We start from the raw sequence: 22,741 nt of genomic DNA on the forward strand, positions 1-22,741 counted from the left end.
GCAAGGATAAAATGCCACGATCCGGATCGGGCGAATGCAGCTGCACTTCGCTCTTCAAAACATGTTTTTGAGAGAAATGGCTCCCCGGGCCGGATTCGAACCGGCGACCTGTCGATTAACAGTCGAATGCTCTACCGCTGAGCTACCAGGGAACGTGCGCTGCTTGGCGCGGTGTGAGCGGGGTAATACAAATGCTTTTCCGATTTGCCAAGCGGTTTTTTCAAAAAAAACGCATTGCTCTTGTTTTATATCCCCGGAGCCCCGATTTTCCGGGCTTATCGCCGGTGAAAAAATTATCCACAGGACAGATGCAAAAGGGCAGGATGGAATGAAATTCGGTATGGACCACAGAACGGGTCGCCTCAATCTCGGAAAATGGAGCCTTGCCATGCCGCGTTCGCGCGTCGGCAGGATCGCTACGGGTTCGGCGCTGGTGGTGGGCGGAACGCTTGGATTTTTGCCCATCCTCGGTTTCTGGATGATTCCGCTTGGTTTGATCGTGCTCTCCCACGATCTGCCGGCCGTGCGCCGCAGGCGGCGACGGCTGGCGGTGTGGTGGGCATCGCGACAGAACCGCCGTGAGGCCCGCAACAGAGACCGGCAGTAGACCTCAGCCGCCGATGGAGCTGCTGATGCCCTGTCCGGCCCAGAAGGCGGCATAGGCAAGCGCTGCGAAGTAGATCGCCGTCAGGCCAAGGAACAGGTAACCGCCAAGCACCGTGACGCCATCCCTCTGGATCATGCCGGCCGACAGAAGCAGGATGGCGACGCCCGGCAGGGTGTTGGAAAAGGGAATGAAGCCGAGCGGCATCATCAGCAGGACGCCGGCGGTCATCAGGGCCAGGCCGTTTATCCTGTTGGCGACGATGCCTGTGGTCAGTACGGGAATGCGCGGGCGGATGAAGCGATCGAGCCTCGAGACGATCGAGACGCCCTTGCGAAGCGCGGGCACGAGTTTTGCCGTCTCCATCTGCCGGTCGAGAATCTTTGCCGGCAACCATGGCAGGCGATTGAGTGTGATCGCGAGGCTCACGAGAATGATCGCCGCACCGAACACGGTGCTGACGCCGGGAATGGACACCGGAATGAGGAAGGGCAGGGACGCGATCGCACAGATGAGCAAGAGGCCCTGTTCGCCAATCGCTTCCATCAACTCGCGCAATGTGATCGTCTGACCTTGCAGTTTTCCTATCAGTTTCTCGAGCGTGGTGCTGAGTTTTTCAGACGTATCAGTGAATGCGAATTCGTTCGACATGCCGCTTCCCGGAAGTTGTTTTAACTCCGGGTTTGATAACATTCATCAGGCTCGATGCCTATCACCGATAGAAAATCAGCATCGCCGCCGTCTCTCGTGTCGTTCGCCTTTTATTAGTGCGAAACCCAGCTGCTGTAAGCGCCGGCAAGAAGAACCACCAGCAGGATGACGAGTATGACCGGGTTGATCGACGTAATGAAGCCTACATAGTCCATGATAACTTCCTCCTCTGTCCCACGCCTTATTCTATCGTAAAAACAGGGATTTATCTACCAGAGGATGAAATTTCGCATCGCAGCAACCTTGTGCCGCTGTGGTCTGGAATTGTTTGTCTTTCCCGTTTTCCGCAGCGCAAAAATAAATCTACCGACTTTTGTCCCAACATTTGCCATTGTCCTGCGTTGTCTCTAAATCGTGATGTGGCGGCGGGCCGGATGTCTTCTGTTCCCCGCCGAGAAACCGCCGCCTGAGAGGCCTTGGCTCCCGCCTTGCCTTCCGTCTACGATGATCTTCCAGGGGATATGAAATGCTGAAAAACATCTATGCCTGGACGATGGCGCTTGCCGCTCGCAAGACCGCCGTATGGTGGCTGGCAATCGTCGCTTTCGTGGAAAGCTCCGTCTTCGTCGTTCCGGCGGACGTACTCTTCCTGCCCATGGTGCTGGCGAAACCGAAGAAGGCGATGTTTTATGCCTTCGTTGCCACGGTCGCCTCCGTACTTGGCGGCATCGCCGGCTGGTTCCTCGGTCATTATGCTTTCGAAAGCATCGCGCGGCCCATTCTGGAATTTTACGGCAAGCTGGACAGTTTCGAGCATCTCAAGAACTCGGTCGACTATGAGACCATTGTCCTCCTGCTGGTGACATCGGGGCTTGCGCACCTGCCGCCGATCAAGGTCGTCACCATTCTTTCCGGCGCGGCCAATATCAGCCTCGGCCTGTTCGTTCTCTCAGCTGTCGTCACGCGCGGTGCGCGCTTTTTCATCCTCGCCGGGCTGCTGCAGAGATACGGTGAATCGGTGCGCCATTTCATCGAGAAACGTCTGGGCGTCATCACCGCCGCGGCGGCCGCCGCCCTCATCGGGATCTATGCGGTTTACGTTTTCGTGCGGTGATCGGGCGATAATCTTCTACTCTTACAATACTGTCGCATAACTTTCAGCTTACTGTCAGAATCCGCCTGTATCGGTTCTCTCGTCGAATTAGGGAACCGTTCTATTATGCGAAGATTCTGGAAGTGCTCGTTTGGGGGCATGGGTATTGCTGTGCTTGCCACAGGCGGTTATCTCTACGCCATCCAGCTTCTCGGTAACTTTCACGAGGTGTTGGCCGGGCAGCTTTATCGCTCCAACCAGCCGAGCGTTGAAGAGCTTGTGCGCTATACCAAGGAAAATGGCATCAGGACGGTCATCAACCTGCGCGGTACCAATGAATCGCAAGCCTGGTATCAGGACGAGATCAAGACATCGCGCGAGCTTGGGCTGAATCACATCGATTTTGGCATGTCGGCAAGCCAGGAGCTCGACATGAACCAGGTGAACCAGCTGGTCGCAATCATGCGCGACGCACCCAAACCCATCCTCATCCATTGCAAGGCCGGTGCTGACAGGACGGGCCTCGCAACCGCGCTCTATCTCAGCCGCGTCGCGCTTCTTAGCGAAAAGGAGGCTGAAAGCCAGCTCTCCATCCGCTACGGTCACGTCGGCATCCCCTATCTGTCGGCAACCTATGCCATGGACCGGACCTGGGAGAATGCGGAAGACATGCCGATCACCGACGACTTCACGGTTGCATCCAATTAGTTTTGAAGGCCGTTCGGACAAATTTCCCGCAGTATCGCGATTGACTGTCTGACAGCCATTTGTGGCTGTCTCGACTGCGCCAGCGATCGGCATGGGCGTGAACATGCCGATATCGCCGCGTGGATTCGCGCAGTCTGGACCATGTGTTCAGATCATGCGGCTTTACTACATCGACAATTGTCGCCCGCCTGCCTGCCCCTTGAAGCAACAACCGCGATCTGCTCAATCCCGGCCTATATCCGGCGTCCACCCGCGCGTATATCCCTTTCCCATGATGGCGACAGCAAGGGAAAGCTGTTCCTGCAAATGCTCGATTTCGCCGAGAAGGGCCTCGACAGCCGCCTTCGCATCGCCGTCATGACACTGGATGACATATCCCGCTATGTCATCAGGCTGTATGGGAGTGGACTTTTCAGCGTTGGACATATTGGATGACCTCTCTTTTGTTCACTAAATGTTCTAATTTTAGCGAAGAGTCAACAAGGCAATGTTCCCCGTCTTCCGACGGCGAGCGGCTTGGAAATTAAGGTTTCAGGAATTTACCCGGCGAGGGCTCTCGATCGCAAATGGAGAGGGAGAGTGGTCGAGGGATGGATTCGGACCCGAGACCCCTGCGGCGCAGCGCCGAAGAGGCAAGCGTCAATGAACTGACGGATCTTCACCGTCCAGGAAGCTGCGAATCCCGTCTTTCTCACAGGTGGCTAAAAATTCTTCCCAGGCGTCTTTGTCGGTCGCGAAGGGCTCATCCCAGGTGGTGACATCGTCGTGCTCGCTGATAACCTCGAGCGTCCAGTCTTGCTGTGTGCCAGCCGGCCGGTGGATATCAACAAGGACCGTGATACCGTCGTCTTCAAACTCGCCTGAGAATTCCGAGTGTTCAATTTTCGTTTTTTTGGGCATCTCGGCACACCTCGTTCTCAGGCTTTGAATAAACGCACACCCGAACCGGGTTTTTTAAATTCGCGCATAGCGCTGGCTGTAAGGTCGCTAAAACAAATATAGCCAGCTCTGGGGGAACTGGCTATCTATCTGTTTTTACTGGTCGGAGCGGCGGGATTCGAACCCACGACCCCTTGACCCCCAGTCGCGTAGGAAAACGCTGTAGCCCTTATTTTGCAGGGTGTCTAGCGATTTCAGTTTACAGACCACCCATTTACCGCCCTGTGGAAAACAAGGTCATCCGGTTTCGCCTGTAAACCGTTTTTGGCGATTCTCGATGCTCTCAACTGCCGCGCTCGACACCAGATAGTGCTTGCGAATGATTCCCTCGGCGTCCTTTTCTGAGTGGCCGGACACCTCGGCAATTTCCTTGATCGATGCTCCATTGCGATAGGCGAGGGTGACGAACGTTCCCCGCAGGTCGTGGAAGGTCTTTCCTTCGATCTTCGCTTTCTCTACGGCCTTGCGCCAAGACGATTTGAAGCCAGTCGCCCAAGGCTGGCCCTGACCATTGGTCAAGATCGTGACCGAGTTGCCCCGTGGCACTCCGTCGAGATAGCTCTTTAGCTCCTCAGAGACTTTCATCCTGACATGCGCTCCGGTCTTCGACTGGCGCAGGTAGATGGAATGGCCGTCGTATGCCTTCCATGTGAGCTTGAGCAAATCCCCCTGTCTTTGCCCCGTCCAGATCGCCAGCATAAGCGCACGCACCAAAGGCTCGGCCGCCGGCTTAATCTCCCACTTCCCATCTTTGTCTTTTTTCCCGTACCGGAAGGTCTGGATATCCTCATCCGTCCAGATCACATCGCGGCGGCTGCTGTCGCTGACCTTCTCGACGCGCTCAAGCGGGTGACGTTCGATCATCTCACGATCAAGGCCAAACCACAGGATGCGTTTCAGCACGCTCATGTAGAGGTCGGCTTTGCGGGGATGTTTTTGAGCAATCTCGTCTCTCCACTGCATGAACAGGGTCCGAGAGCCGGTCGCGCTTATCTCTTTTGCCGTCATCGCAAAGAACGATGTTTCGATAGCCTTGATGGCGAAGTCATATCCCTCGCGGGTGCTTGCTTTCAGGCCTGTGTATGCTGGTGATTTAAGATAGTCCCGGATGATTTGCGCCATGCAGCCTTGGAAAGGCGCGTCAGGCCGCTCACGCGTCAGTCGCACATATTCAGCGACGAACTCAACAGAATTGAACTCTGAAGTCATGCGCGGGCCGCCACGCCACGCATAGTAGTATGTGGCGACCCCGCCCTTAGCGAGCTTTTTCTTGACGCAGTGAACGCCCACCAAATCGACTTTCATTGAGCTTTCTCCATTCGGAGAGAGCATTGCTTCCAGTTGGCAGCGATGGTTCAACCCCTTCGCTGCTGTGAATAGTGGGAATATCGGGGGCAACTCGGATTATTTTGCCATCGACCTCTACTTCAACTCGGACGCCCTTCTCCAAGGCAATATCCGCCATGCGCTTCAGGTCCGCGGATTTGACGAGTGCAGGTGCCGTCATCCCTCGCTCCTTCCAAGCGCCGCTCGGTGCGACACATCAACGGCAAAGACCTCGACAGGATCGGGGCCGAAATGTGGGTGCGTGATCGTTTTTCGGATAAAGCCATTCCAAGGCAGTTCTAGGCGTCGGGATTGGTCGTCTCGGCTTGGGTAGCCTTTTGTCAGAATGTCAATCGGCGTCGTAACGGGACCCCTTATCGGCTCCCAAAAGGGACCCCTGCCTCTAGTTGCATCGGGTCAGCGCGCGTAGGCCCGGGGCTCTCCATTTAGCGCAAGGGCCTGCGGGCGCGGGTTGTTTGTCTTTTCGGCTTTAGATCCCATGAGGAGTGAACAGCGGCCGCCGCTCTGGCAGAGTGAGGTTGCATCTAAACACTCGCTCAGGAGGAGCAGTTTATGGAACCTGCATCCATTCAACCGACCGCTGTCCGCATCGATCTTGGCGCAATTTTTGTGTCATTGGAACTGAGCCGATCGACCTGGTTGATCACTTCGTTGTCGCCAGGCAGCGGCGAGAAGATGTCGAAGCATGTAGTGGCCGGTGGCAATGTAGCCGAGTTGCTGGAACGATTTGAGCAGCTACAGCAGAAGGCGCGATTGAGAACAGGGAAATTATTTCCCATCGTAACGATCCAGGAGGCAGGATTGGACGGCTTCTGGATACACCGCGTGCTGGAGGCTCACGGCATCGAGAGTTACGTCGTCGACGCAGCTTCGATCGCGACTTCCCGTCGACGTCGGCGTGCTAAGACCGACAAGATCGATGGAGAGGCTCTGACGCGCACATTGCTCGCGTTCAAGCGCGGCGAGCCACGCGTATGTGCGATGGTCAGAGCGCCAGATCCGAGTGACGAAGATCGGCGTCGGATTTGCCGGGAACGCAAAGTTTTGATTGCTGAGCGGGTCAGGCATGTCAATCGCGTGAAGGGGCTACTCTTTACTCAAGGCGTCAGCGGCTATCAGCCGCTCCGTAAAGATCGCCGTCAGCGGCTGGAGGAGCTTCAGACTGGAGATGGGCGTGAGTTACCGAAACACTTGAAGGCTCAAATCAATCGGGAACTCGACCGTCTCGAGTTGCTGCTAGAGCAGATCGCTGCAGTGGAGAGCGAGCGTAATTCTCTTCTATCGATGGAGGACCAGCCAGCGGTTGAGGCAACCTCGCCCGCAGCGATGCTGCTGTCCTTGAAGGGTGTTGGCGCTGAATTTGCCGCCGTTCTTTGGACCGAAGCCCTGTCCCGGCATTTTGATAATAGGCGGCAGATTGCCGCCTATGCCGGTTTGACACCAACCCCATGGATGAGCGGGACCATCGACCACGAGCAGGGTGTCTCAAAGGCAGGGAACCCTCGGCTGCGCACTACGATGATCCAACTATCGTGGCTGTGGCTACGCAATCAGCCAGCATCAGCGCTCAGCCGTTGGTTTGTGGATCGGGTTCAGTCGAATGGTGGACGCTTAAAGAAAGCCGCGATAGTTGCCTTGGCGCGCAAACTCCTTATCGCACTGTGGAAATTTGTCACTGCGGGTGTTCTCATCGAGGGGGCTGTCATGAAGACCGCCTGACAACCAAAAAATTGCCGAACACACAATCTTCCAGGACTGATCACTCCTGGCGGATCCAGGTGAGCGAACCGCCTCGAAGTCGGGCTTCAAATGCCGCGCTTTAGATTGGTCCCGTTCTCCTGAGCCTTGCCGCTACGCAAGCGGGATAATGGTGCTGCCGGACAAAACGGCGACCGTATGTGAGTTTGAACCGGTGAAGGAAACGTGCCGCGTCAAGCAAGGTGGCTCAGACCATGGGTTCGATACGAAATCGAAGGGGCACGCTATGAAACGATGATTGATCTTGACGACGAAATCCTCATGTGAGCTTTGAGAGCGGTTTTTAAAGCGCCAGGATTCGTTCCCGGTTTCCACGATCTCGCAATGGTGGGTGAGCCTGTCGAGCAGAGCGGCGGTCATCTTGGCGTCGCCGAATACGGCCGGCCACTCGCCGAAGGCCAGGTTCGTCGTGACGATGATGGACGTCCGCTCGTAGAGCCTGCTGATGAGGTGGAAGAGGAGCTGGCCGCCCGCCTGGGCAAATGGGAGATAGCCCAGTTCGTCCATGATGACGAAGTCGAGCCTGGTGATGAAGTCGGCCAGCCGTCCCTGTTTGCCGCTACGTGCCTCCGTCTCGAGCCGATTGACGAGGTCGACGACGTTGAAGAAGCGGCCGCGTGCGCCATTGCGGATCAGAGCACGAGCAAGGGCGATGGACAGGTGAGACTTTCCCGTGCCGGTTCCGCCGACCAGAACGATATTGTGCTGCTCGGCGAGGAAGGCCCCGGTTGCGAGTTGGCGCACCAGGCCTTCGTTGACCGGCGTGTCGGTGAAGTCGAAGTCGTCGATGTCCTTGGCCAGCGGCAGTTTGGCGACGGTGATTTGGTATTTGATGGAGCGCGCTTGCTTCTCGGCGATCTCCGACTGAAGCAGGTCACCGACGATGCGCGGCGGTTCGTGCTGTCGCTTGATGCCGGAGGCCATGATCTCGTCATAGGCGCTACGCATGCCGAACAGCTTCAGCGTGCCCATCATGTCGAGGATTTGGGATCGTTCCATATCAGCTTGCCCTCCTCAGGCTGTCGTAACGGGCGCAGTCGGCCAGAGGCTCATGGGTCAGGCGAAGCGCATCGGGGATGGAAAGGATGGCGGCCGGCTGCGGATCACGCTTGCGGGCCAGAATGTTGATGATGACGGCGGCCGAGAACACGCCCTGATCGATCGCCTCCTGGCAGGCCGCTTCGACGGCGGGGAGCCCGTCCAGGCCCACGCATTCGAGGATCGACACCATCTGCCGGTCGCCGTCATGCATTGCCTTCAGCCGGCGGCGCACCTTCTCCATGGCGGCGGGCAAAACCCAGTCGTGGAACGGCGCACCGTTGCGCAGTGCTCCCGGTTTGCGGGTCAGGACCGGCACGTAATGCCAGGGATTATAGATCGTCTCGCCACGGCCGAAGCAGCGATCGTGTTGGCCGATTTCCACGCCATCCTGCCGGATGACGATGCGATCTGCATAGGCATGTATCTCGGCAGGGCGGCCGACTGCCGTAGACAGTACCGAGTATTTGTTGTTGTCGAAACGCACGAGGCAGGTCTTGCCGATCGAGGCCTGCACAGCGTGGAAGCCGTCGAATTTGCCGGGATAGCCGACCAGGTGCGGCCGCTCCGCATCGAACACCTCCCAGATCGTGCGCTCCGTCTGATCGACGTGCTTATGAGCGCGGGCGTAACTGATGCACTTGTCCAGCAACCAGCCATTCAGTTCATCGTAGGATTTGAAGCGCAGTCGCGGCGTGAAGAAGCGTTCGCGCACCAGATTGACCTGGTTCTCGACCTGGCCTTTCTCCCACCCCGACGCCGGCGTGCAGGCCACCGGTTCGATCAGGTAATGGCTGCACATCTGTAGGAAGCGGCGATTGTATTGCCGTTCCTTGCCGACGAAGACCGTCTCCACCGCGGTCTTCATATTATCATAGATGCCGCGCGTGCAGGCCCCGCCGAAGAAAGCGAACGCCCTGTCATGGGCGTCGAAGACCATCTCTTGCGTCTCGCGCGGATAGGCTCTCACATACATCATCCGGCTGTGGCAGAGCCGGATATGCGCAACCTTCACCGTCGTCGTCACGCCGTTCAGCACGACAATCTCGTGGCTCCAGTCGAACTGGTAGGCCTCGCCCGGCGCGTAATAGAGCGGCACATAGGCTTGCGCCGTCACGGACCCGCGCTCCTTCGCCCATGTTCGGGCGTAACGCCGGACTGTGTCGTAACCGCCCTCGTAGCCGAGGTCGCGCAAGTCCTCGAATATCCGGATCAGTGTCAGCCGTTCGCGAGAAGATTTGGCCTCATTGGCGAGGAGCATTCCATCGAGCTGACCGCGCCAGGGGCCGAGCTTCGGCTGAGGTTGACGGGTCCGTTCGTATTTGAACTCCGTCTCATCGGTGCGCAAAACCTTCCGCACCACTTTCCGCGATATGCCCAACTCCCGGCAGATCGCCTTGATCGACTTGCCCTGAACATGGGCTAGCCGCCGTATCTTCAGAATTGTTTCCACAATAAGCATCCGAACAAAAAGCCTCCGATGAAACCGGAGGCTGTTGTAACCCCATTGCAGATGGGGGTCCCGTTTGGACGCCGATCACCCCATGTGCGGGGTCCTTATTCCATGCCTAATCACATCCTGTCTCACCAAGTGCGCCGCAGACTGCTGCTGTAGGCCCGGTGGAGCGTGGAGTGGCGCAGGGCGACACATACCGACCCTTCATCGATACTGTTCGTTCAGGCGGCCTTACGAACCCCTACGGGTTGGCTGCAGTGGCATCGACAGGCCGAGCGGAAAGTGGGTGGTCTGGTAAAAATGCGAATCGCACATGGAGTGACCCGAGCGAAAGCGGTCAACCCGGAACGGCTGGAGGCATCCTGTCGTGGCGCGGCCCTCGTTATCAAGCACTTGCCGCGACTGGTGATCTTTCCCCCGAAGGACAGGCAAAGTTCTTCCTCCAGGAAAATCCGCAGCTCATTCAGTCGCTGAACAACGCCAAAAGCGTAGAGGAAGCTCAGCAACTTATGAACGGGGCATGGAAATTCGCGGGTTATGATCGCCCCGGCGGTGAATCCGCGCGTCGTTTGGCAATGGCGAAGAGCTACTATGCCAATGAGTTTGGCAACGCGCCTGCCAATGCAGGCGCTGCTGCGATCGAAGCGGTTGCGCCGCTTGAACAGGGTGATACGAGCGGAACGGAATCTGCTTATGTCGATCCTTATGTGAAGGTCGAACCACGACAGGAAACATCGATCCCGACGCAAGAAGCTGCATCAGCGCCATATACGATGGCGTCCCCTACGGCGCCGCAGTCTCGCGCGCCAATGCAGGTCGCTGACGCTTCTGGTAGCACAGGGTTGATCGCGCAAGGCATCACTCCTGTACAGCGTGGTAGCGTCGAGCCCGGCCTGATCCAGTACATGCTTCGCGACCGTAATCTTCGCGATATGGGCCTGAAGCTCTGGGCGGCTAATGTCGAAGGCCAGAAAGCAAGCGAACCGTGGCAGTTCGTCAATCTGCCCGATGGAACACTTGCTCGAGCAAACCAGCAGACTGGCGCCGTTGAACGGCTGGGCAACTTCGCCAAGCCTAACGAAGATGCTATCGTCGTGGGTGATAATCTTGTTCGCCGAAGCACTGGAGAGGTCGTCTATCAGGGGCAGCCCAAGACGCCGGCCAGTTATCAGGAATTCAAGCTCGCTCAGCAAGATGGGTTCAAGGGAAGCTACGCCGACTGGGAAAAAGTGAAGACGCCAGGAACCTCCGTCACGGTCAACAATCAAGATCAGGGAGAGTTCTCGAAGAAGGCTGCAGCCCGTAATGTTGAACGTTTCGGCAACCTTGCTGACGCTGGGACTAATGCAGCCAGCATAGCCCAATCGATGCCGGTACTGAGAGAGCTTCTTACCCAAGCTCCTCAAGGTCCTGTCTCTGGTCGCCTCGCTGAGGCGTTCCCAGGTTTCAGCACCGCCGGGGATGCGTTTATTTCCCAGATTAACCAGATCGCGCCGACACTGCGTGTCCCTGGCTCGGGAGCGATGTCGGATAAAGACCTTGATGTTTTGATGTCGGCACTGCCACGACTGCGAAGTGACCCGGCCGCGAACCAGCTTATTCTCAACGTGTTCGAACGAAAAGCCCAGCTCAACGCAGACCGCGGAGCGATCGCTTCTCAGGCCCTTCGTGGTGAGATTTCGCCGGAAGAAGCTGACCGTCGCATCTCTGAAATTGACAAGCAGCCTCTACTTGATGAGCGGTCACGCTCGATGCTTCAGAATAGTCAGGGTGGTGGCACCGCAAGACCGCAAACCAAGGCGGACTTTGACGCGCTTAAGTCTGGCGACTTGTACATAGATCCCGATGACGGTCAAACTTACAGGAAACCGTAAATGGCACGTTTTAACGGCATTCCAGTTCAAGGTGATGCACCGGCCGCACCTCGTTTTAAAGGCGAGCCGGTGGCTGTCGCGAAAACAGGGCAGCACCTTTCTTTCGAGGAAGGCCAGAAGCTTCTTGAGCAGGAAGACTTGCAGGGCCGCAATGGCGAGTTGGGTGCATTCCTCACGAGCACGGTGGAAGGCGCTCCCATAGTTGGCCCCTACGCGCTGTCCGGCGCGCAGAAAGCAGCCGCTGGCATCTCCACGCTCATCAACGGTGGGAGCTATGGCGATAATCTCGATCAGGCGAAAGAGATCACCCAGATAGCACAGCAACAGAAAGCCTTCACACCATCTGAACGTTTGGCGATAGCGGAAGCGGTTGAACGTGAGGTTGGTAGACGGCAGGGGAGCAGAAACGACATCATCAGTTTCTCGGAGAGGAAGAAGGAACTTGTGGGCGAACGCCCACAAGTTAATGATGGGGAAAAAACGAGAGACTTTGCAGCAAAAGCGGCGGGCTTCACTTCAGAGAAGCAACGTCGTCGAACGGAGAAGATCGTCAAGGACGGCGATCCGACACTTATTGAGGCCGTTGACAAAGGCGATGTGGCTATAACGAAAGCCGCTGATATTGCTAACCTTACCAAGCCAGAACAGATTGTTTCCCTAGCGGGAGAAAAGGCTGACCGTGACGCCCGCGAAGACGCCGAAAAAGCACTGCTGCAAGAAGTGGCGCACTACAAGCTACAGAACCCTGGCAACGCCTACACTGACTACCTTGAAAAACATAAGAAAAGGCCGGATCGCGATACCGCCGCCGACATTGGAAGACTGTTGGGCGGTCAGGTTAAAGCCGACGATGGCACGATGCAGCCGCCTAAAAGCAAGTCCCAAAAAGAGGCTGATCGGGAAAATAGAAACGCGAGAAAAGAAGAAAGTAATCTTCGAAAGCAAGCATATCATGCTTACATTTCCGTGTGTTACCTTGGGCAGAATCATGATGATCCGAAGCAGTTGCTCCACCTCATCAACGAGTATGAACTGCCAAGAATGATTGAACACTTCGAGAATGCCGTAGATTGGTTCAACCGCTTTGCCAAGGAGTGGCGCAAACATGCAGAAGAAAACAACATTAAGTGACCTGAAGCAAAGCCTATCGGGTGTCATGATAAGCATGGCTAAATCATCGAATGATGTTGATCATGGCGAGGCTATCAAGGAATTAAAGGTAAAAGAGAAAGCGGCGATCAAGGTCCTGAATGAAAGGCTTGTGGATTTTGCACTGATGCGTCTAGCTACGGAGGTGGGTCGCAAGAAGACAAAGGGCATGAAGTCTCAAGGCGGAATTGATCTTTTTGGCATCTACACTGGCGTGCCAGACATGATGTCCACTGGCAAACGCAAGTCGAAAAGCTTTTGGAAGGCGTCTCTAAAGGAAGGTAAGGAGTGGCTAAAATTGCACTCCGGGGAGCCTGTGATTGACCCAGACCGGAACAAAGGCGTTGCGTTTCTTATCGCTGATCTCTCGCCATATTCTGTGACAGGCGATGAAAGCTTTGAGGAACTTGCAATACTCAAGGCTAAAGCCCTAGGTCAGATAGAAAAAGCCGACTGAGAAGCCGGCCACCATCAAACACCACCATCAAGGCTCCTTCGGGGGCCTTTTTTTATGGAGATCACCCTATGGCGGGTTTTTGGACTGGGTCGTATTCGCAGATCAACAATGCGAAGGGCGCACCGCATATCGGCGCCAGAGCGTATTTCTACAGCGGGGGCACCACTACGCCTATCACGACCTATCGCGACAACGATCTCTCAACGCCGCATCCGAACCCCTTGGTGACGGATGGCAATGGCGTGTTCCCGGCCGTTTTCTTTGATGAGGCTGACCAGTTTTATCGTGTGCGCGTGACGACGAAAGGCGGCGTGGTTCTGTTCGATACGCCCGCAGTCCCCATTATTGGTCCTAGCGGTAGTGGTGGTGGTGCTCCGCCAACACCGGTTGACCCTGACTCCGTGATGTCTACCGGTGACATGATGCTCCGTTTTGGTAACGAGACGCGCGTCGGTTTTGTGCGCTTGAATGGTCGCACTATCGGATCAGCTACATCCGGTGCGGAGGAAAGGGCAAACAGCGATACACAGCCGCTGTATAGCTACCTTTGGAATATTTGGCCTACAGCGCCTATTGCTGGCGGGCGCGGGGCGTCTGCTGCCGCCGACTTCAGCGCGAATAAGACTATGGTTTTGCCTGACTGGCGAGGGCGCACAGTTGTGGGCTACGATAATATGGGTAACGCCGCCGCAGGGGTAATGACGGGCGCAACTTATGTCGGTTGGGCTGGGGGTAATCAAGTTCACACACTAACTGTTGCTCAAATGCCTTCGCACGCACACGGCGTTGACGACTACGGGCACCAACATGTGCAAAACTACCCCCAACCTATATATCGCCCTGGATGGGGGGATCGTGGCGGGTTTTCTAGTATATTCGCTATCGACCAATTCACAAACACGCAAGTTACTGCGTTTAGCGGTTCAAATATTGTAATTCGTGGCGCTGGCGGGGGAGAACCGCACAACAACGTGCAGCCATCGATCGCCACCACAATTTATATGAGGCTCTAGCATGTACACTGGAATACTAGAGCCAATATCTAACCGTGCCGACTGGTTTGGAACTGTCGAGATCATCAACGATGATACCGACGAACCTGTGGCGAACCTAGAGGATGCCGTCATCAGCATTGCGATTCGCAAGAACGGTTGCTCTCCTGTTCTGACCGCGAAGACAGGTGACGGGAAGGTCTCCGTCATCGCAGAGGGGATCATCCAATGGCATTTCACGCCGAATGACCTCTCGTGCATCTGCGCCGGCACATATGAGATTGGCATTACCATCAAGCTTGATGACGTCACAGATCAAGAACTTGTCGCCACCATCGGCATTATCGACGGAGTCGTCCGCCAATGAGCAATCGCACCTCCCTACGCTTGCGCGTCCTGCCGCGCTTCCCGGCCCGTATTATCGGCGCAAATGGCCTCGATGCCGATCGAGACGGCACGGATATGGTGGTCAAACCAGACTTCGGCGCTTTGGTGCAGATTCCGTCTGTCTCCACGCCGGAAACGACATACTTCTGGGGATGGGACCAGTCGATCGATATGTATTCGCGCATATCGTTTCAGGATCTCGTCAGCAATATTCAGGATGTCATTATCGGGCCGACGACTGCGGCTATGGAAGCGACCACCCCTGGCGCTAACCAATTCATTTACTTTACCGGAACAGACGCGGCGGCTGTTACGGGGATAAGCGAAGCGGGGCGCGATTTAGTGGGCGCTGCTGGCGCAGCGGCGCAACGCGACGTACTTGAACTAGGCACGGCTTCAACTGCTGACGCGACGGATTTTGCAACTGCTACGCAAGGGGGCAAAGCAGACACCGCACTACAGGCCGTTGATCTGTCTTCTGATGTTTCGCAGTTGAAGGGCCTTAAAACTAAAAATTTCTTTTCGCATCCTACGCTTGATTTGCAGTCGAGTGGGTTTTTCTTGTTCCAAGGCGAGGGCAAAACGACAGGTGAAGACGTTCACGCCTTGCGAGTTGACAGACGCGCCGATTACACAGGGGGCACTAACGGTTTCGAGAACGCAGCTATTCTCGCTAGAAACACCGTTTCTGCCACGTCAACACAATCTTACGAAGACGCTGGGCTGTTTATTCTGGACAATTTTTCCCCCGGCCCTTCACAGAATTGTGCAGGCAGATTTGTGGGGAGAAAACAGTCAACGGGGTCAACTTGGTCAATTGCTAACGAAGCGATAGATTTTACCGGGACAGCAAATCCGACTTCTGCGCTTCTCGGTATTGAGCAAGTGATTGCGGCTAACGGCACTGACGCAAACAACAACCGAGTGGGGTTTGATGCTGTTATCTCGCGTCCACAAGTAAGCGGTGCCTATTCCGGTGCTTCTGCACAAGGTGGCGCGGCGTTCCGCGCGACTAACCAAATTGCGGACGCGATAGCAACAAACAGATGGAAAGTCGGGTATGAGGGGGTTACTGTCGGGGCCTCAACTGGTTTCGATGTTGTGTTTGATAGTTCCAAAGCGTTAATCGCTCCTGGCGGTGCTGCGTTTAGGATGGCTAACGGACAAAAATTCTCTCTGTCTACCGGGCTAGACAGAACTATACGATATGACGCGGGAGCAATACGCTATAACAACAACTCTGTTGACCACTGGTTAGTAACAGACGGCGGGGCAACCGATCAATTCGGCACGATTAGCATTCAAGGTACGCAGGTTGTAACTTCGCGGCGTACAGGTTGGGCGGCAGACACTGGAACCCCTAAGAGAACCGCGAACGCAACCTACTCTGCAACTGCTGAGCCTGCATACACCCAAGCAACAATTCAAGCGCTTATGGATAAAGTTCGGGACCTTTCTCAGACAATAAAAGCCATGAAGGACGACTTGCTGACACACGGACTTATCGGCCCGTAAATCAATAAGTTATCCCGTTCCCATCTAAGCCCAGTCGTCTAAGAGGTCGTCGTAACATTCAATGCCAAAATAGGAAATTTTTGTGCCATTTCCTTTTTCCGCAGACACAACAAACCAACGCTGACCTCCGAACGTTGTCGGGCGAACTTCTCGTCTGGCTCGTTCAAGTTCCATGTTTAGCATCGGCGCCTCTACGATCAACTTTTTCGAACTTGTATCCATCTCTCTCAATAACTCCGATTGACTAAACCGTTCGGCGGCTTTTATACGGTTTGGGATATCAGCCGGGGTCCCATATGAGCAATTCTTTCTTTGCGCAACTTTCTGCGAAGGCTGTGGCAAATCCACATGGCATATGCTTTGAGCTTCACGGGATGACGGGGCAAGAGAAAAGCTTGTCGTTTTCTCATATGCGCAAAAGGATATCTGACACGGCGCAAAACTTCTCGGAACTCGGGGTGCAAGAAGGCGACGTAGTATTAATATTTGCTCAACATAGCGAAGGCATGCTGTTGGCTTTTTTTGGAGCCCAATGGCTTGGCGCCATTCCCTCTTTTATGCCACCGCCGACGGTAAAACAAGATTTGGCAAGTTGGGCGTCCGCCCATCAGAAGATTGTTGAAAGGATCAACCCAAAACTAGTCATCAGCGAACCATCGTGCGCTGGGCATGTGAGTGCGCTCTGCGCGGGTCAATTGATATCGACAGATACCATCGAAAAGTGGCCAGCCAGAGAAGATCGGCCGCAAGTGGATGCCAACCTTGATCAAATTGCGTTTCTTCAGCATTCTTCGGGTACTACGGGTCTAAAAAAAGGCGTTACCGTCACCTATCGCCAACTCCTTTCTCAACTTGAGTCTTATGGGGCGACGATCGGCTTTGACGATACAGCGAATGTCGTGTCGTGGCTTCCAATCTATCACGATATGGGCCTGATTGCGGCGACCCTATTGCCAATGTGGGCCGGTGCATCGGTGAGGATTATTGACACTTTTGCATGGCTTTCAAACCCAGGGATTATGATCTCGCTGTTGGCGAGGTGCCCACAATCGTATTGCTGGCTTCCAAATTTTGCTTTCAACTATTTGGCAAAAAGGTCTCGCGTCGAATTAACAGACTCATCTTTGAGTAATGTCCGTGCGGCGATCAATTGCTCTGAGCCGTGCAAGCAAAACGACATGGAGGCTTTCAAAGCGCGTTTTGAACCACACGGCTTGCCACCCAACGCTGTTCAAGTCTGCTATGCCGCCGCCGAGTATGTATTTGGAATGACGCAGACATCGCTTGCCGCACCGCTTACCGCTCTGTCGGTTGACGCCAATGCGCTGGAAACGGAAAACCGCATCGCTCTAACGGACGGCGAGGACATCCGCTCAAAGATTATTGTTGAGGTAGGTACACCTATAGCCGGTGCTGAAATTCGAATTGGTGACCATGCGGCTGACGGAATAGTCGATGAGATAATAATACGCGGCCCATCACTCTGTAACGGGTATTTCAAAAACGAAGAGACCACCAAAGAAAAATTCAAAAATGGTTGGTACCATACGGGAGACTTAGGGTTCCGTTACGATGGCAGGTTCTATGTGACTGGACGTATTGACGATCTTGTCATTGTGCGTGGCAAGAACATCTACGCTCATGACGTCGAACAGCTTGCGTCAATGGTCAAGGGGGTGAAGCCAGGCAGGGTTACCGCTTTCGGTGTCGAAGATACGAGCGGGACACAGCAGTTGGTATTGGCGGTTGAAACAACTGGCGATGTGTCGTCCAAACTATTGAAGGCAGGAATAAACGACAGCATTCACGCCAGCTTTGGGATCGTCCCATCTGATACCATTATAGTGGAAGAAAATTCCTTAGTTAAAACAACTAGCGGCAAAATATCTCGGTCGGCTAATCAAAAAGCTTATTTAGATAGAACGATAAAAATCAGCATGTCGGACCAACTCGTGGGGAAAATTGATGATCGATGATAAATTTAGAGCTGCGATTAAAGAAGCTTTCCCAATGTTTGATGGAGAGTTGACTAGGGACACGACGGCGGCTGACGTCCCTGGGTGGGATTCGTTTGGCCATGTGCAATTGATGTTCGAGCTTGAAGATAGATACGGTTTGAATATCGATCCCCAGCAAGCACTTACATGCAGCAATGTGGGCGATTTGATTGATATGGTTCGAAAGCAAATTTCTTGAAAAAGAGTATCCCGCTCGTCATCTTCGACGGAAACTGCCAAGGGCAACATCTCTCCGCAATTTTATCCGCTTCAAACTTAGCGGAGAGTTATGCGATCGGTCAGGATCTGGGGTTCCTTCCTAGCCATCTGGGGGTGGGGTGCCAATACGTTGATGAAAGTGAAGCTCATCTTCTTATTGAAGAGGCCCGCAAAAAGGGACAGTGGATTATCCAGGCAACGCAATCGACGCCACTCTCTGACCAGACCGAAATGAGTTACTCAGGTCTGGTTGATCAAATAATTCGCTATCCGCATTTGCAGTTCTATGCAGTTTCGCCGTCCGAGATAGCTGATAAGTTCGGTCCAAAGGCCACGCCGAAACGTGTGTTTGACATGGACATCGGCATCATAAAGGCGTGTCAAACGAGAGCGGGGAGCTCGATAGATGGAGTGCTCCCCGTTTCACCGGACAGGTCGGCTAGATTGATTTTGCCCTGATGAACTGCCGAGGGGAAGCCATCTTGAGCGCTGAATGTGGATGGATTTCGTTGTAGTCTTCGATCCATCCGTCGATGAGCCGGAGCGCCGTTTCGGCGTCCGGTAGTGCAGAGATGCGGATGTAATCCCGCTTCAGGGTTTTGACGAATGCCTCGGACATTCCGTTCGACTGCGGGCTGGCCACCGGCGTGAAGCAGGGCGTCAGATTGAGCGCCTGGGCAAACAGCCTCGTGTCCCGTGCTGTATAAGCCGAACCGTTGTCCGAGAGATGCTCGATAGCATGCGGGGCTCGGGTTGCATGGAAGCGTTTCTCGACCGCCTCCAGCATCATGTCGCGGACATCCGAGCCGGATATTCCGGCATTGGCGACCGCTGTCCAGGCGATGATCTCGCGGTCGAAGGCGTCAATGATGAAAGCGAGGCGAACGACCTCCCCATCCCAGCAGGTGAACTCCAGACCATCGGAGCACCAGCGCAGGTTGGAGCGCATGACCATGACCTTGCCGTCGTGGAGGCGGCCCTTGCGAACGGCCGTATGCTTCTCCAGCAGCATGGCGTGGTTGCCCATGATGCGATGGACCCGTTTGGCGTTGACGACAGGCTTATCGGCGGCTCGCCTTTCGCGATTGAGGAGCGCGGCGATCCGCCGATAGCCATAGGTTGGCCTTTGATCCACCAGCCTGCGGATGGCGGGCAGAAGCTCTGCATCCCCGACCTTATGGTATGCTCCACGCGGCTTCGATCTACCTTTCAGCCGCTCGATGACGTTGGAACGGGAGACGCCCAGCGTGTCTGCGACGGTCTTCATCGGGAACCGTCCTTCGGCAACAAGATCGGCCGCGATATCCGTTTTTTTGAGTCCGCTTTGGAAAGGGCTTCGCGGAGGATTTCGACCTCCATCGTCTTGCGGCCGAGCATGCGCTCCAACTCGCGGACGCGATCTTCCAGTTTCTTCACTTCCGAATTGCCGACTACCGGCTCGTCAGAATCCACGGCTGCAGCACCTCCCTCGCTCAAGAGCCTACGCCACCGATAAAGCAGATTGGGGGCAACGCCGTGACGGCGAGCGGTCGAAGATACCGTCTCGCCTGGTTCGAAACTCTGCTCAATGATCGTCAGCTTTTGCTCGGTTGTCCATCGCCTGCGGCGAACATCACCCGTCAGCAGTTCAACGTGTCGATACTCGTTAGACATAAGCCTATCCTCAAGCCTGTGCTTGAGCCTTTCTGCTTATGCCGACTGTCCGGTCGAAATGGGGGGCAGTTCAATAGACTTTGCAGAGTTCATACGTACCGTCACAGTAAGTCGCCCCCTGTTCCACACCGCGCTTCATCCCAATGGTGAGATTATGGGAATGATGCTCAGGGCCTTCGCAGAACAGATGCCGGGCGTTGATAGGCGCGTGATATCGTGCGTTGAAGAAACTCTTCGGCAAGGTGAAGGTATTAACTCCGCGACCTTTCATCCAGTTTCGAAAGATATCCTTGAAATTCTGGGCTTCGATTGGGGTGAAGATTACGAAATATATCGAAAGCTGCATGAGTACAGGGCGACTGGAAATTGGAATGCTTTATTAGAAAATGAAGTCCTATTTGTCGATAAGTACCATCATGACACCTGGTGCTGGTTGGCTTTAACGCAGGCGCATGCTGCAATCGGGACGAAGTTAAATGCCTCGCTGTGTCTGCTTCGGCTTTTGGATCTTTCCCCAGGCCAGCTGCATAGTTGGTTGTGTGGGCTGTCACTATATACACGATACAATGACGCATCAGGGATATCCGCCTTGATGCAGAGAGCAAACGTGTTCTTTAGAGGCCAGCGAATCTTCTCACAGGTGATGGCGTTTTTTCATCTCAATACGGGAAATCCAATTGAGGCTGAGCCGTATGCAAGGGACTATTACGATAGAACTCCCGATCGGGCTGATAGTCTTGTTCCCCTCCTAAAGACGCTTTGGTCATTAAACAAGCATCAGGAAATTCAACATATTTTTGATTTCACGTTAGCGCATGCAACGGCAGAGCGGATTGCTGAAATCAAGGCAAACATTGCGGGCTCTCCTGAATTGGAGGCTTACATTCCAAAACAGTTATACGGACAATAACCACTCCATTTATACTATTTCGACCTCACGAAAGGCTCGCTTCGGCGGGCCTTTTTTTATGCCGTAACCCGGCACCCACAACCACAATCAGGAGAAGCCTCATGTTGAAGGCTGATGTCGCGCGCTCGATCGAGCGAGTCGCGAGCATGCACGGTATTGACCCGGCGGCGCTGAAGGCTGTTGTCGAGGTCGAGAGCAACGGCGTTGTCTTTGCGGATATCGATGGCAAGGAAATGCCGATCATTCGGTTCGAGGGACATTACTTCGACCGGCTGGTGACGGCATCGCGTCGTGAGGAGGCCCGTCGCCAAGGTCTCGCTTCCCCGCACGTCGGTGGAGTGAAGAACCCGGCATCACAGAAAGACCGCTGGCAGCTTCTTGGACGGGCAATGATGATCGACAAGCAGGCAGCACTTGAAAGCGCGTCCTTCGGCGTTGGGCAGGTCATGGGGAGCCACTGGAAAGCACTCGGCTATCCAACGGTCATCGATCTGTTCGAAGCGGCCCGCAGCGGCGTAGAGGGCCAGGTTGATTTGATGGTTAGGTTCATCAAGACGAACAATCTCCTTGGCGCTTTGAGCCGTAAGGACTGGGCGGGGTTTGCTCGAGGCTATAACGGCCCCGCATACAAGAAGAACGCCTACGACACGAAGATGGCCGCCGCCTATGAGCGCTATGCGAGAAAAGAACCGGCCGCATCTGGTGCGACGGGGATGCTTCGTCTCGGCTCCAAGGGTGCTGGCGTCCGCGAAATTCAGGTGCTTCTCACGCGTGCCGGCCATTCCGTTTCGGCGGATGGGGACTTCGGTCCTGCCACGGATCGGGCACTTCGCAGCTTTCAGGATGAAAACTCTCTGACGATCGACGGCGTTGCCGGTCCGCAGACCATGCGCAAGCTGAAAGAGTTTCAGGTGTCCGCGGATGAGAAGCCTGGCAATCTCGGCATCGCGCAGGTGCCGGAAGTGAAGAACGCAGCGCGCAACTTCGGCCCGCTGGCGCTGGTGACTGCCGCACGCGACCAGATTGCAGAACTCGCAACCTATGTCACCGGCATCAACTCGGATCTGGCGAACACCATTGCGAACGGGATGCTGGCCGTCTCCGGCGCCATTGGTCTCGGTCTCACAATCTGGGGCGTCTATGGCTGGTGGAAGAGCAAGCAGACGGTGGAACAGGCATGATCTGGGCTCTCATCCCCAACTGGCTGAAAATCGCCGCTGCTGGCCTTCTCTGCGCTGTTCTGCTGGCCTCTGGCTCCTACCGGCTCGGCAAGCGCGAAGGTCGCTCACAGGCGGCTACAGAGGCGTTAGCCAAGACCGTCGAAATCTTTCAATCACGGGAGAAGACCAATGCGGAAATCAACGCTGCCGATGCTTCTGCTTTGTGTGGGCGTTTCGGGCTGCAACCAGACGACAAGCGGGAATGCATGCGCAGGCTGGCAGAAGCTTCAGCCAACGCTCGAAACAGCGGTCAAAATCACAGTGGACGATAGGCCCTTCGCCAATCAGGTCGCAGCACACAACGCACACGGCGCCAAACAGGGCTGCTGGTAATCAAGAAAGGACACTGACATGCTTGAACCCAACGGCGACACCTTCAACTACAAGCAGGGCAATTTCAGCAGGACGGCTGATCTTGTCGGCATTGTGCCAATAGACCCGGCGACTGGGCAGGCTTCCTCGTTCTCTGAAAAACGCCAATACACGCTGCTTGCCGGGGCCACTGCGACAGGCTCGCAGGTCGGACCGATCTCCGGCGGCGATTATATCTGGCGCGCGGAATCGGCCAACTGGAACGGTGCCACGGCCACGCTGCAGTATCTCGGGCTTGATGGCGCGACTTGGTACCCGGTCCGCAATGCGGCCAACACCGCTGACGTGACGCTCACTGCCACGGGATCGGTTGCGATCGGCGTTGCCCAAGGCTCTGTCCTGCGCGTTGCGATCAGCGGCGGAACGCCTGCACCCATGAACTCGGTTCTGGGAGGCCTCTGA

24 protein-coding genes, 1 tRNA gene and 1 pseudogene are annotated in these 22,741 nt (G+C 55.3%); 17 read left to right on the forward strand and 9 right to left on the reverse strand.

Annotated elements, in window-relative coordinates; genetic code table 11:
* Window positions 1-77: 77 nt before the first annotated feature.
* Window positions 78-152: transfer RNA gene (locus JZY08_RS04710), tRNA-Asn, on the reverse strand.
* 176 nt (window positions 153-328) lie between these two features.
* Between JZY08_RS04710 and JZY08_RS04715 the strand changes: the two genes are divergently transcribed.
* Window positions 329-607: a hypothetical protein gene (locus JZY08_RS04715; protein ID WP_003496547.1), complete on the forward strand. Its 279-nt coding sequence runs from the start codon at window positions 329-331 to the stop codon at window positions 605-607.
* 3 nt (window positions 608-610) lie between these two features.
* On the opposite strand, the gene JZY08_RS04720 is transcribed toward JZY08_RS04715, so the two are convergent.
* A complete protein-coding gene (locus JZY08_RS04720; protein ID WP_003496545.1) occupies window positions 611-1,255 on the reverse strand; it encodes an exopolysaccharide biosynthesis protein in 645 nt (214 codons plus the stop codon).
* Between the two features lie 526 nt (window positions 1,256-1,781).
* On the opposite strand from JZY08_RS04720, the gene JZY08_RS04725 reads away from it, so the two are divergent.
* Window positions 1,782-2,369, forward strand: coding sequence for a YqaA family protein (locus JZY08_RS04725; RefSeq protein WP_216331158.1), 588 nt, complete (start codon window positions 1,782-1,784; stop codon window positions 2,367-2,369).
* A 138-nt stretch (window positions 2,370-2,507) separates the two neighbouring features.
* Window positions 2,508-3,056 (forward strand): dual specificity protein phosphatase family protein, encoded by a 549-nt coding sequence (locus JZY08_RS04730; RefSeq protein WP_003496541.1) that lies wholly within the window; start codon window positions 2,508-2,510, stop codon window positions 3,054-3,056.
* Between the two features lie 222 nt (window positions 3,057-3,278).
* Here the strand turns inward: JZY08_RS04730 and JZY08_RS04735 are convergent, their stop codons facing one another.
* From JZY08_RS04735 to JZY08_RS04750, 4 genes are all read right to left on the reverse strand, one after another.
* A complete protein-coding gene (locus JZY08_RS04735; protein ID WP_216331159.1) occupies window positions 3,279-3,482 on the reverse strand; it encodes a hypothetical protein in 204 nt (67 codons plus the stop codon).
* Window positions 3,483-3,695: 213 nt separating this feature from the next.
* On the reverse strand, window positions 3,696-3,956 hold the full coding sequence (locus tag JZY08_RS04740) for a hypothetical protein (protein ID WP_003496538.1): 261 nt from the start codon (window positions 3,954-3,956) through the stop codon (window positions 3,696-3,698).
* A gap of 276 nt (window positions 3,957-4,232) precedes the next feature.
* On the reverse strand, window positions 4,233-5,300 hold the full coding sequence (locus JZY08_RS04745; protein ID WP_216331160.1) for a tyrosine-type recombinase/integrase: 1,068 nt from the start codon (window positions 5,298-5,300) through the stop codon (window positions 4,233-4,235).
* Complete coding sequence (locus JZY08_RS04750; RefSeq protein ID WP_162248997.1) at window positions 5,251-5,502, reverse strand: hypothetical protein; 252 nt, start codon at window positions 5,500-5,502, stop codon at window positions 5,251-5,253. Before JZY08_RS04750 ends, JZY08_RS04745 begins: the two co-directional genes overlap by 50 nt.
* Window positions 5,503-5,894: 392 nt before the next feature.
* Here JZY08_RS04750 and JZY08_RS04755 point away from each other — a divergent pair, with 392 nt between their 5' ends.
* Window positions 5,895-7,061 (forward strand): IS110 family transposase, encoded by a 1,167-nt coding sequence (locus JZY08_RS04755; protein ID WP_072495381.1) that lies wholly within the window; start codon window positions 5,895-5,897, stop codon window positions 7,059-7,061.
* 132 nt (window positions 7,062-7,193) lie between these two features.
* On the opposite strand, the gene istB is transcribed toward JZY08_RS04755, so the two are convergent.
* Window positions 7,194-8,099, reverse strand: a complete 906-nt coding sequence (gene istB / locus JZY08_RS04760) for an IS21-like element helper ATPase IstB (protein ID WP_246669768.1) — start codon at window positions 8,097-8,099, stop codon at window positions 7,194-7,196.
* A pseudogene (gene istA / locus JZY08_RS04765) lies at window positions 8,041-9,600 on the reverse strand (IS21 family transposase). Before istA ends, istB begins: the two are co-directional and overlap by 59 nt.
* 170 nt (window positions 9,601-9,770) lie before the next feature.
* On the opposite strand from istA, the gene JZY08_RS04770 reads away from it, so the two are divergent.
* The 9 genes from JZY08_RS04770 (at window position 9,771) to JZY08_RS04810 (ending at window position 18,643) form a co-directional block, all read left to right on the forward strand.
* A complete protein-coding gene (locus JZY08_RS04770) occupies window positions 9,771-11,468 on the forward strand; it encodes a hypothetical protein (RefSeq protein ID WP_216331161.1) in 1,698 nt (565 codons plus the stop codon).
* On the forward strand, window positions 11,469-12,599 hold the full coding sequence (locus tag JZY08_RS04775) for a hypothetical protein (RefSeq protein ID WP_216331162.1): 1,131 nt from the start codon (window positions 11,469-11,471) through the stop codon (window positions 12,597-12,599).
* Window positions 12,574-13,074, forward strand: a complete 501-nt coding sequence (locus JZY08_RS04780; RefSeq protein WP_216331163.1) for a hypothetical protein — start codon at window positions 12,574-12,576, stop codon at window positions 13,072-13,074. Before JZY08_RS04775 ends, JZY08_RS04780 begins: the two co-directional genes overlap by 26 nt.
* Window positions 13,075-13,142: 68 nt before the next feature.
* Complete coding sequence (locus tag JZY08_RS04785; RefSeq protein ID WP_216331164.1) at window positions 13,143-14,087, forward strand: hypothetical protein; 945 nt, start codon at window positions 13,143-13,145, stop codon at window positions 14,085-14,087.
* 1 nt (window position 14,088) lies between these two features.
* A complete protein-coding gene (locus JZY08_RS04790; RefSeq protein WP_216331166.1) occupies window positions 14,089-14,433 on the forward strand; it encodes a hypothetical protein in 345 nt (114 codons plus the stop codon).
* Window positions 14,430-15,968 carry a hypothetical protein gene (locus tag JZY08_RS04795; RefSeq protein WP_209159419.1) on the forward strand — a complete coding sequence of 513 codons (1,539 nt, stop codon included), beginning with the start codon at window positions 14,430-14,432 and terminating at the stop codon, window positions 15,966-15,968. Before JZY08_RS04790 ends, JZY08_RS04795 begins: the two co-directional genes overlap by 4 nt.
* A gap of 296 nt (window positions 15,969-16,264) precedes the next feature.
* Window positions 16,265-17,944, forward strand: a complete 1,680-nt coding sequence (locus tag JZY08_RS04800; RefSeq protein ID WP_216331168.1) for an AMP-binding protein — start codon at window positions 16,265-16,267, stop codon at window positions 17,942-17,944.
* Entirely contained in the window at window positions 17,934-18,164 is a 231-nt protein-coding gene (locus tag JZY08_RS04805) for an acyl carrier protein (protein ID WP_209159417.1), read from the forward strand. Before JZY08_RS04800 ends, JZY08_RS04805 begins: the two co-directional genes overlap by 11 nt.
* Complete coding sequence (locus tag JZY08_RS04810; protein ID WP_216331170.1) at window positions 18,161-18,643, forward strand: hypothetical protein; 483 nt, start codon at window positions 18,161-18,163, stop codon at window positions 18,641-18,643. The genes JZY08_RS04805 and JZY08_RS04810 overlap by 4 nt, the downstream gene beginning before the upstream one ends.
* Here JZY08_RS04810 and JZY08_RS04815 read toward each other — a convergent pair.
* Window positions 18,624-19,837 (reverse strand): IS3 family transposase gene (locus JZY08_RS04815; RefSeq protein WP_149149104.1). Its coding sequence is split into 2 segments (ribosomal slippage): window positions 18,624-19,501 and window positions 19,501-19,837, totalling 1,215 coding nucleotides; the frame shifts between segments, so codons are not numbered across the junction. The genes JZY08_RS04810 and JZY08_RS04815 overlap by 20 nt on opposite strands.
* A gap of 22 nt (window positions 19,838-19,859) precedes the next feature.
* Between JZY08_RS04815 and JZY08_RS04820 the strand changes: the two genes are divergently transcribed.
* The 4 genes from JZY08_RS04820 to JZY08_RS04835 all read left to right on the forward strand — a co-directional run bounded on the left by JZY08_RS04820 (window position 19,860) and on the right by JZY08_RS04835 (window position 22,741).
* Window positions 19,860-20,747, forward strand: coding sequence for a hypothetical protein (locus JZY08_RS04820; protein ID WP_216331171.1), 888 nt, complete (start codon window positions 19,860-19,862; stop codon window positions 20,745-20,747).
* A 101-nt stretch (window positions 20,748-20,848) separates the two neighbouring features.
* Window positions 20,849-21,928 carry an N-acetylmuramidase domain-containing protein gene (locus JZY08_RS04825; protein WP_216331173.1) on the forward strand — a complete coding sequence of 360 codons (1,080 nt, stop codon included), beginning with the start codon at window positions 20,849-20,851 and terminating at the stop codon, window positions 21,926-21,928.
* Entirely contained in the window at window positions 21,925-22,239 is a 315-nt protein-coding gene (locus tag JZY08_RS04830) for a hypothetical protein (protein WP_216331573.1), read from the forward strand. Before JZY08_RS04825 ends, JZY08_RS04830 begins: the two co-directional genes overlap by 4 nt.
* Before the next feature lie 79 nt (window positions 22,240-22,318).
* Window positions 22,319-22,741: a DUF5110 domain-containing protein gene (locus JZY08_RS04835; RefSeq protein WP_216331175.1), complete on the forward strand. Its 423-nt coding sequence runs from the start codon at window positions 22,319-22,321 to the stop codon at window positions 22,739-22,741.

Source organism: Rhizobium sp. X9, from assembly GCF_018873185.1.
Taxonomy (GTDB): domain Bacteria; phylum Pseudomonadota; class Alphaproteobacteria; order Rhizobiales; family Rhizobiaceae; genus Agrobacterium; species Agrobacterium oryzihabitans.

Bases quoted from the DNA above. Each gene is read 5' to 3' on its own strand.
- JZY08_RS04715 (WP_003496547.1), top strand. From the start codon at position 329: ATGAAATTCGGTATGGACCACAGAACGGGTCGCCTCAATCTCGGAAAA.
- JZY08_RS04720 (WP_003496545.1), bottom strand. From the start codon at position 1,255: ATGTCGAACGAATTCGCATTCACTGATACGTCTGAAAAACTCAGCACC.
- JZY08_RS04725 (WP_216331158.1), top strand. From the start codon at position 1,782: ATGCTGAAAAACATCTATGCCTGGACGATGGCGCTTGCCGCTCGCAAG.
- JZY08_RS04730 (WP_003496541.1), top strand. From the start codon at position 2,508: ATGGGTATTGCTGTGCTTGCCACAGGCGGTTATCTCTACGCCATCCAG.
- JZY08_RS04735 (WP_216331159.1), bottom strand. From the start codon at position 3,482: ATGTCCAACGCTGAAAAGTCCACTCCCATACAGCCTGATGACATAGCG.
- JZY08_RS04740 (WP_003496538.1), bottom strand. From the start codon at position 3,956: ATGCCCAAAAAAACGAAAATTGAACACTCGGAATTCTCAGGCGAGTTT.
- JZY08_RS04745 (WP_216331160.1), bottom strand. From the start codon at position 5,300: ATGAAAGTCGATTTGGTGGGCGTTCACTGCGTCAAGAAAAAGCTCGCT.
- JZY08_RS04750 (WP_162248997.1), bottom strand. From the start codon at position 5,502: ATGACGGCACCTGCACTCGTCAAATCCGCGGACCTGAAGCGCATGGCG.
- JZY08_RS04755 (WP_072495381.1), top strand. From the start codon at position 5,895: ATGGAACCTGCATCCATTCAACCGACCGCTGTCCGCATCGATCTTGGC.
- istB (WP_246669768.1), bottom strand. From the start codon at position 8,099: ATGGAACGATCCCAAATCCTCGACATGATGGGCACGCTGAAGCTGTTC.
- JZY08_RS04775 (WP_216331162.1), top strand. From the start codon at position 11,469: ATGGCACGTTTTAACGGCATTCCAGTTCAAGGTGATGCACCGGCCGCA.
- JZY08_RS04780 (WP_216331163.1), top strand. From the start codon at position 12,574: ATGCAGAAGAAAACAACATTAAGTGACCTGAAGCAAAGCCTATCGGGT.
- JZY08_RS04785 (WP_216331164.1), top strand. From the start codon at position 13,143: ATGGCGGGTTTTTGGACTGGGTCGTATTCGCAGATCAACAATGCGAAG.
- JZY08_RS04790 (WP_216331166.1), top strand. From the start codon at position 14,089: ATGTACACTGGAATACTAGAGCCAATATCTAACCGTGCCGACTGGTTT.
- JZY08_RS04795 (WP_209159419.1), top strand. From the start codon at position 14,430: ATGAGCAATCGCACCTCCCTACGCTTGCGCGTCCTGCCGCGCTTCCCG.
- JZY08_RS04800 (WP_216331168.1), top strand. From the start codon at position 16,265: ATGAGCAATTCTTTCTTTGCGCAACTTTCTGCGAAGGCTGTGGCAAAT.
- JZY08_RS04805 (WP_209159417.1), top strand. From the start codon at position 17,934: ATGATCGATGATAAATTTAGAGCTGCGATTAAAGAAGCTTTCCCAATG.
- JZY08_RS04825 (WP_216331173.1), top strand. From the start codon at position 20,849: ATGTTGAAGGCTGATGTCGCGCGCTCGATCGAGCGAGTCGCGAGCATG.
- JZY08_RS04830 (WP_216331573.1), top strand. From the start codon at position 21,925: ATGATCTGGGCTCTCATCCCCAACTGGCTGAAAATCGCCGCTGCTGGC.
- JZY08_RS04835 (WP_216331175.1), top strand. From the start codon at position 22,319: ATGCTTGAACCCAACGGCGACACCTTCAACTACAAGCAGGGCAATTTC.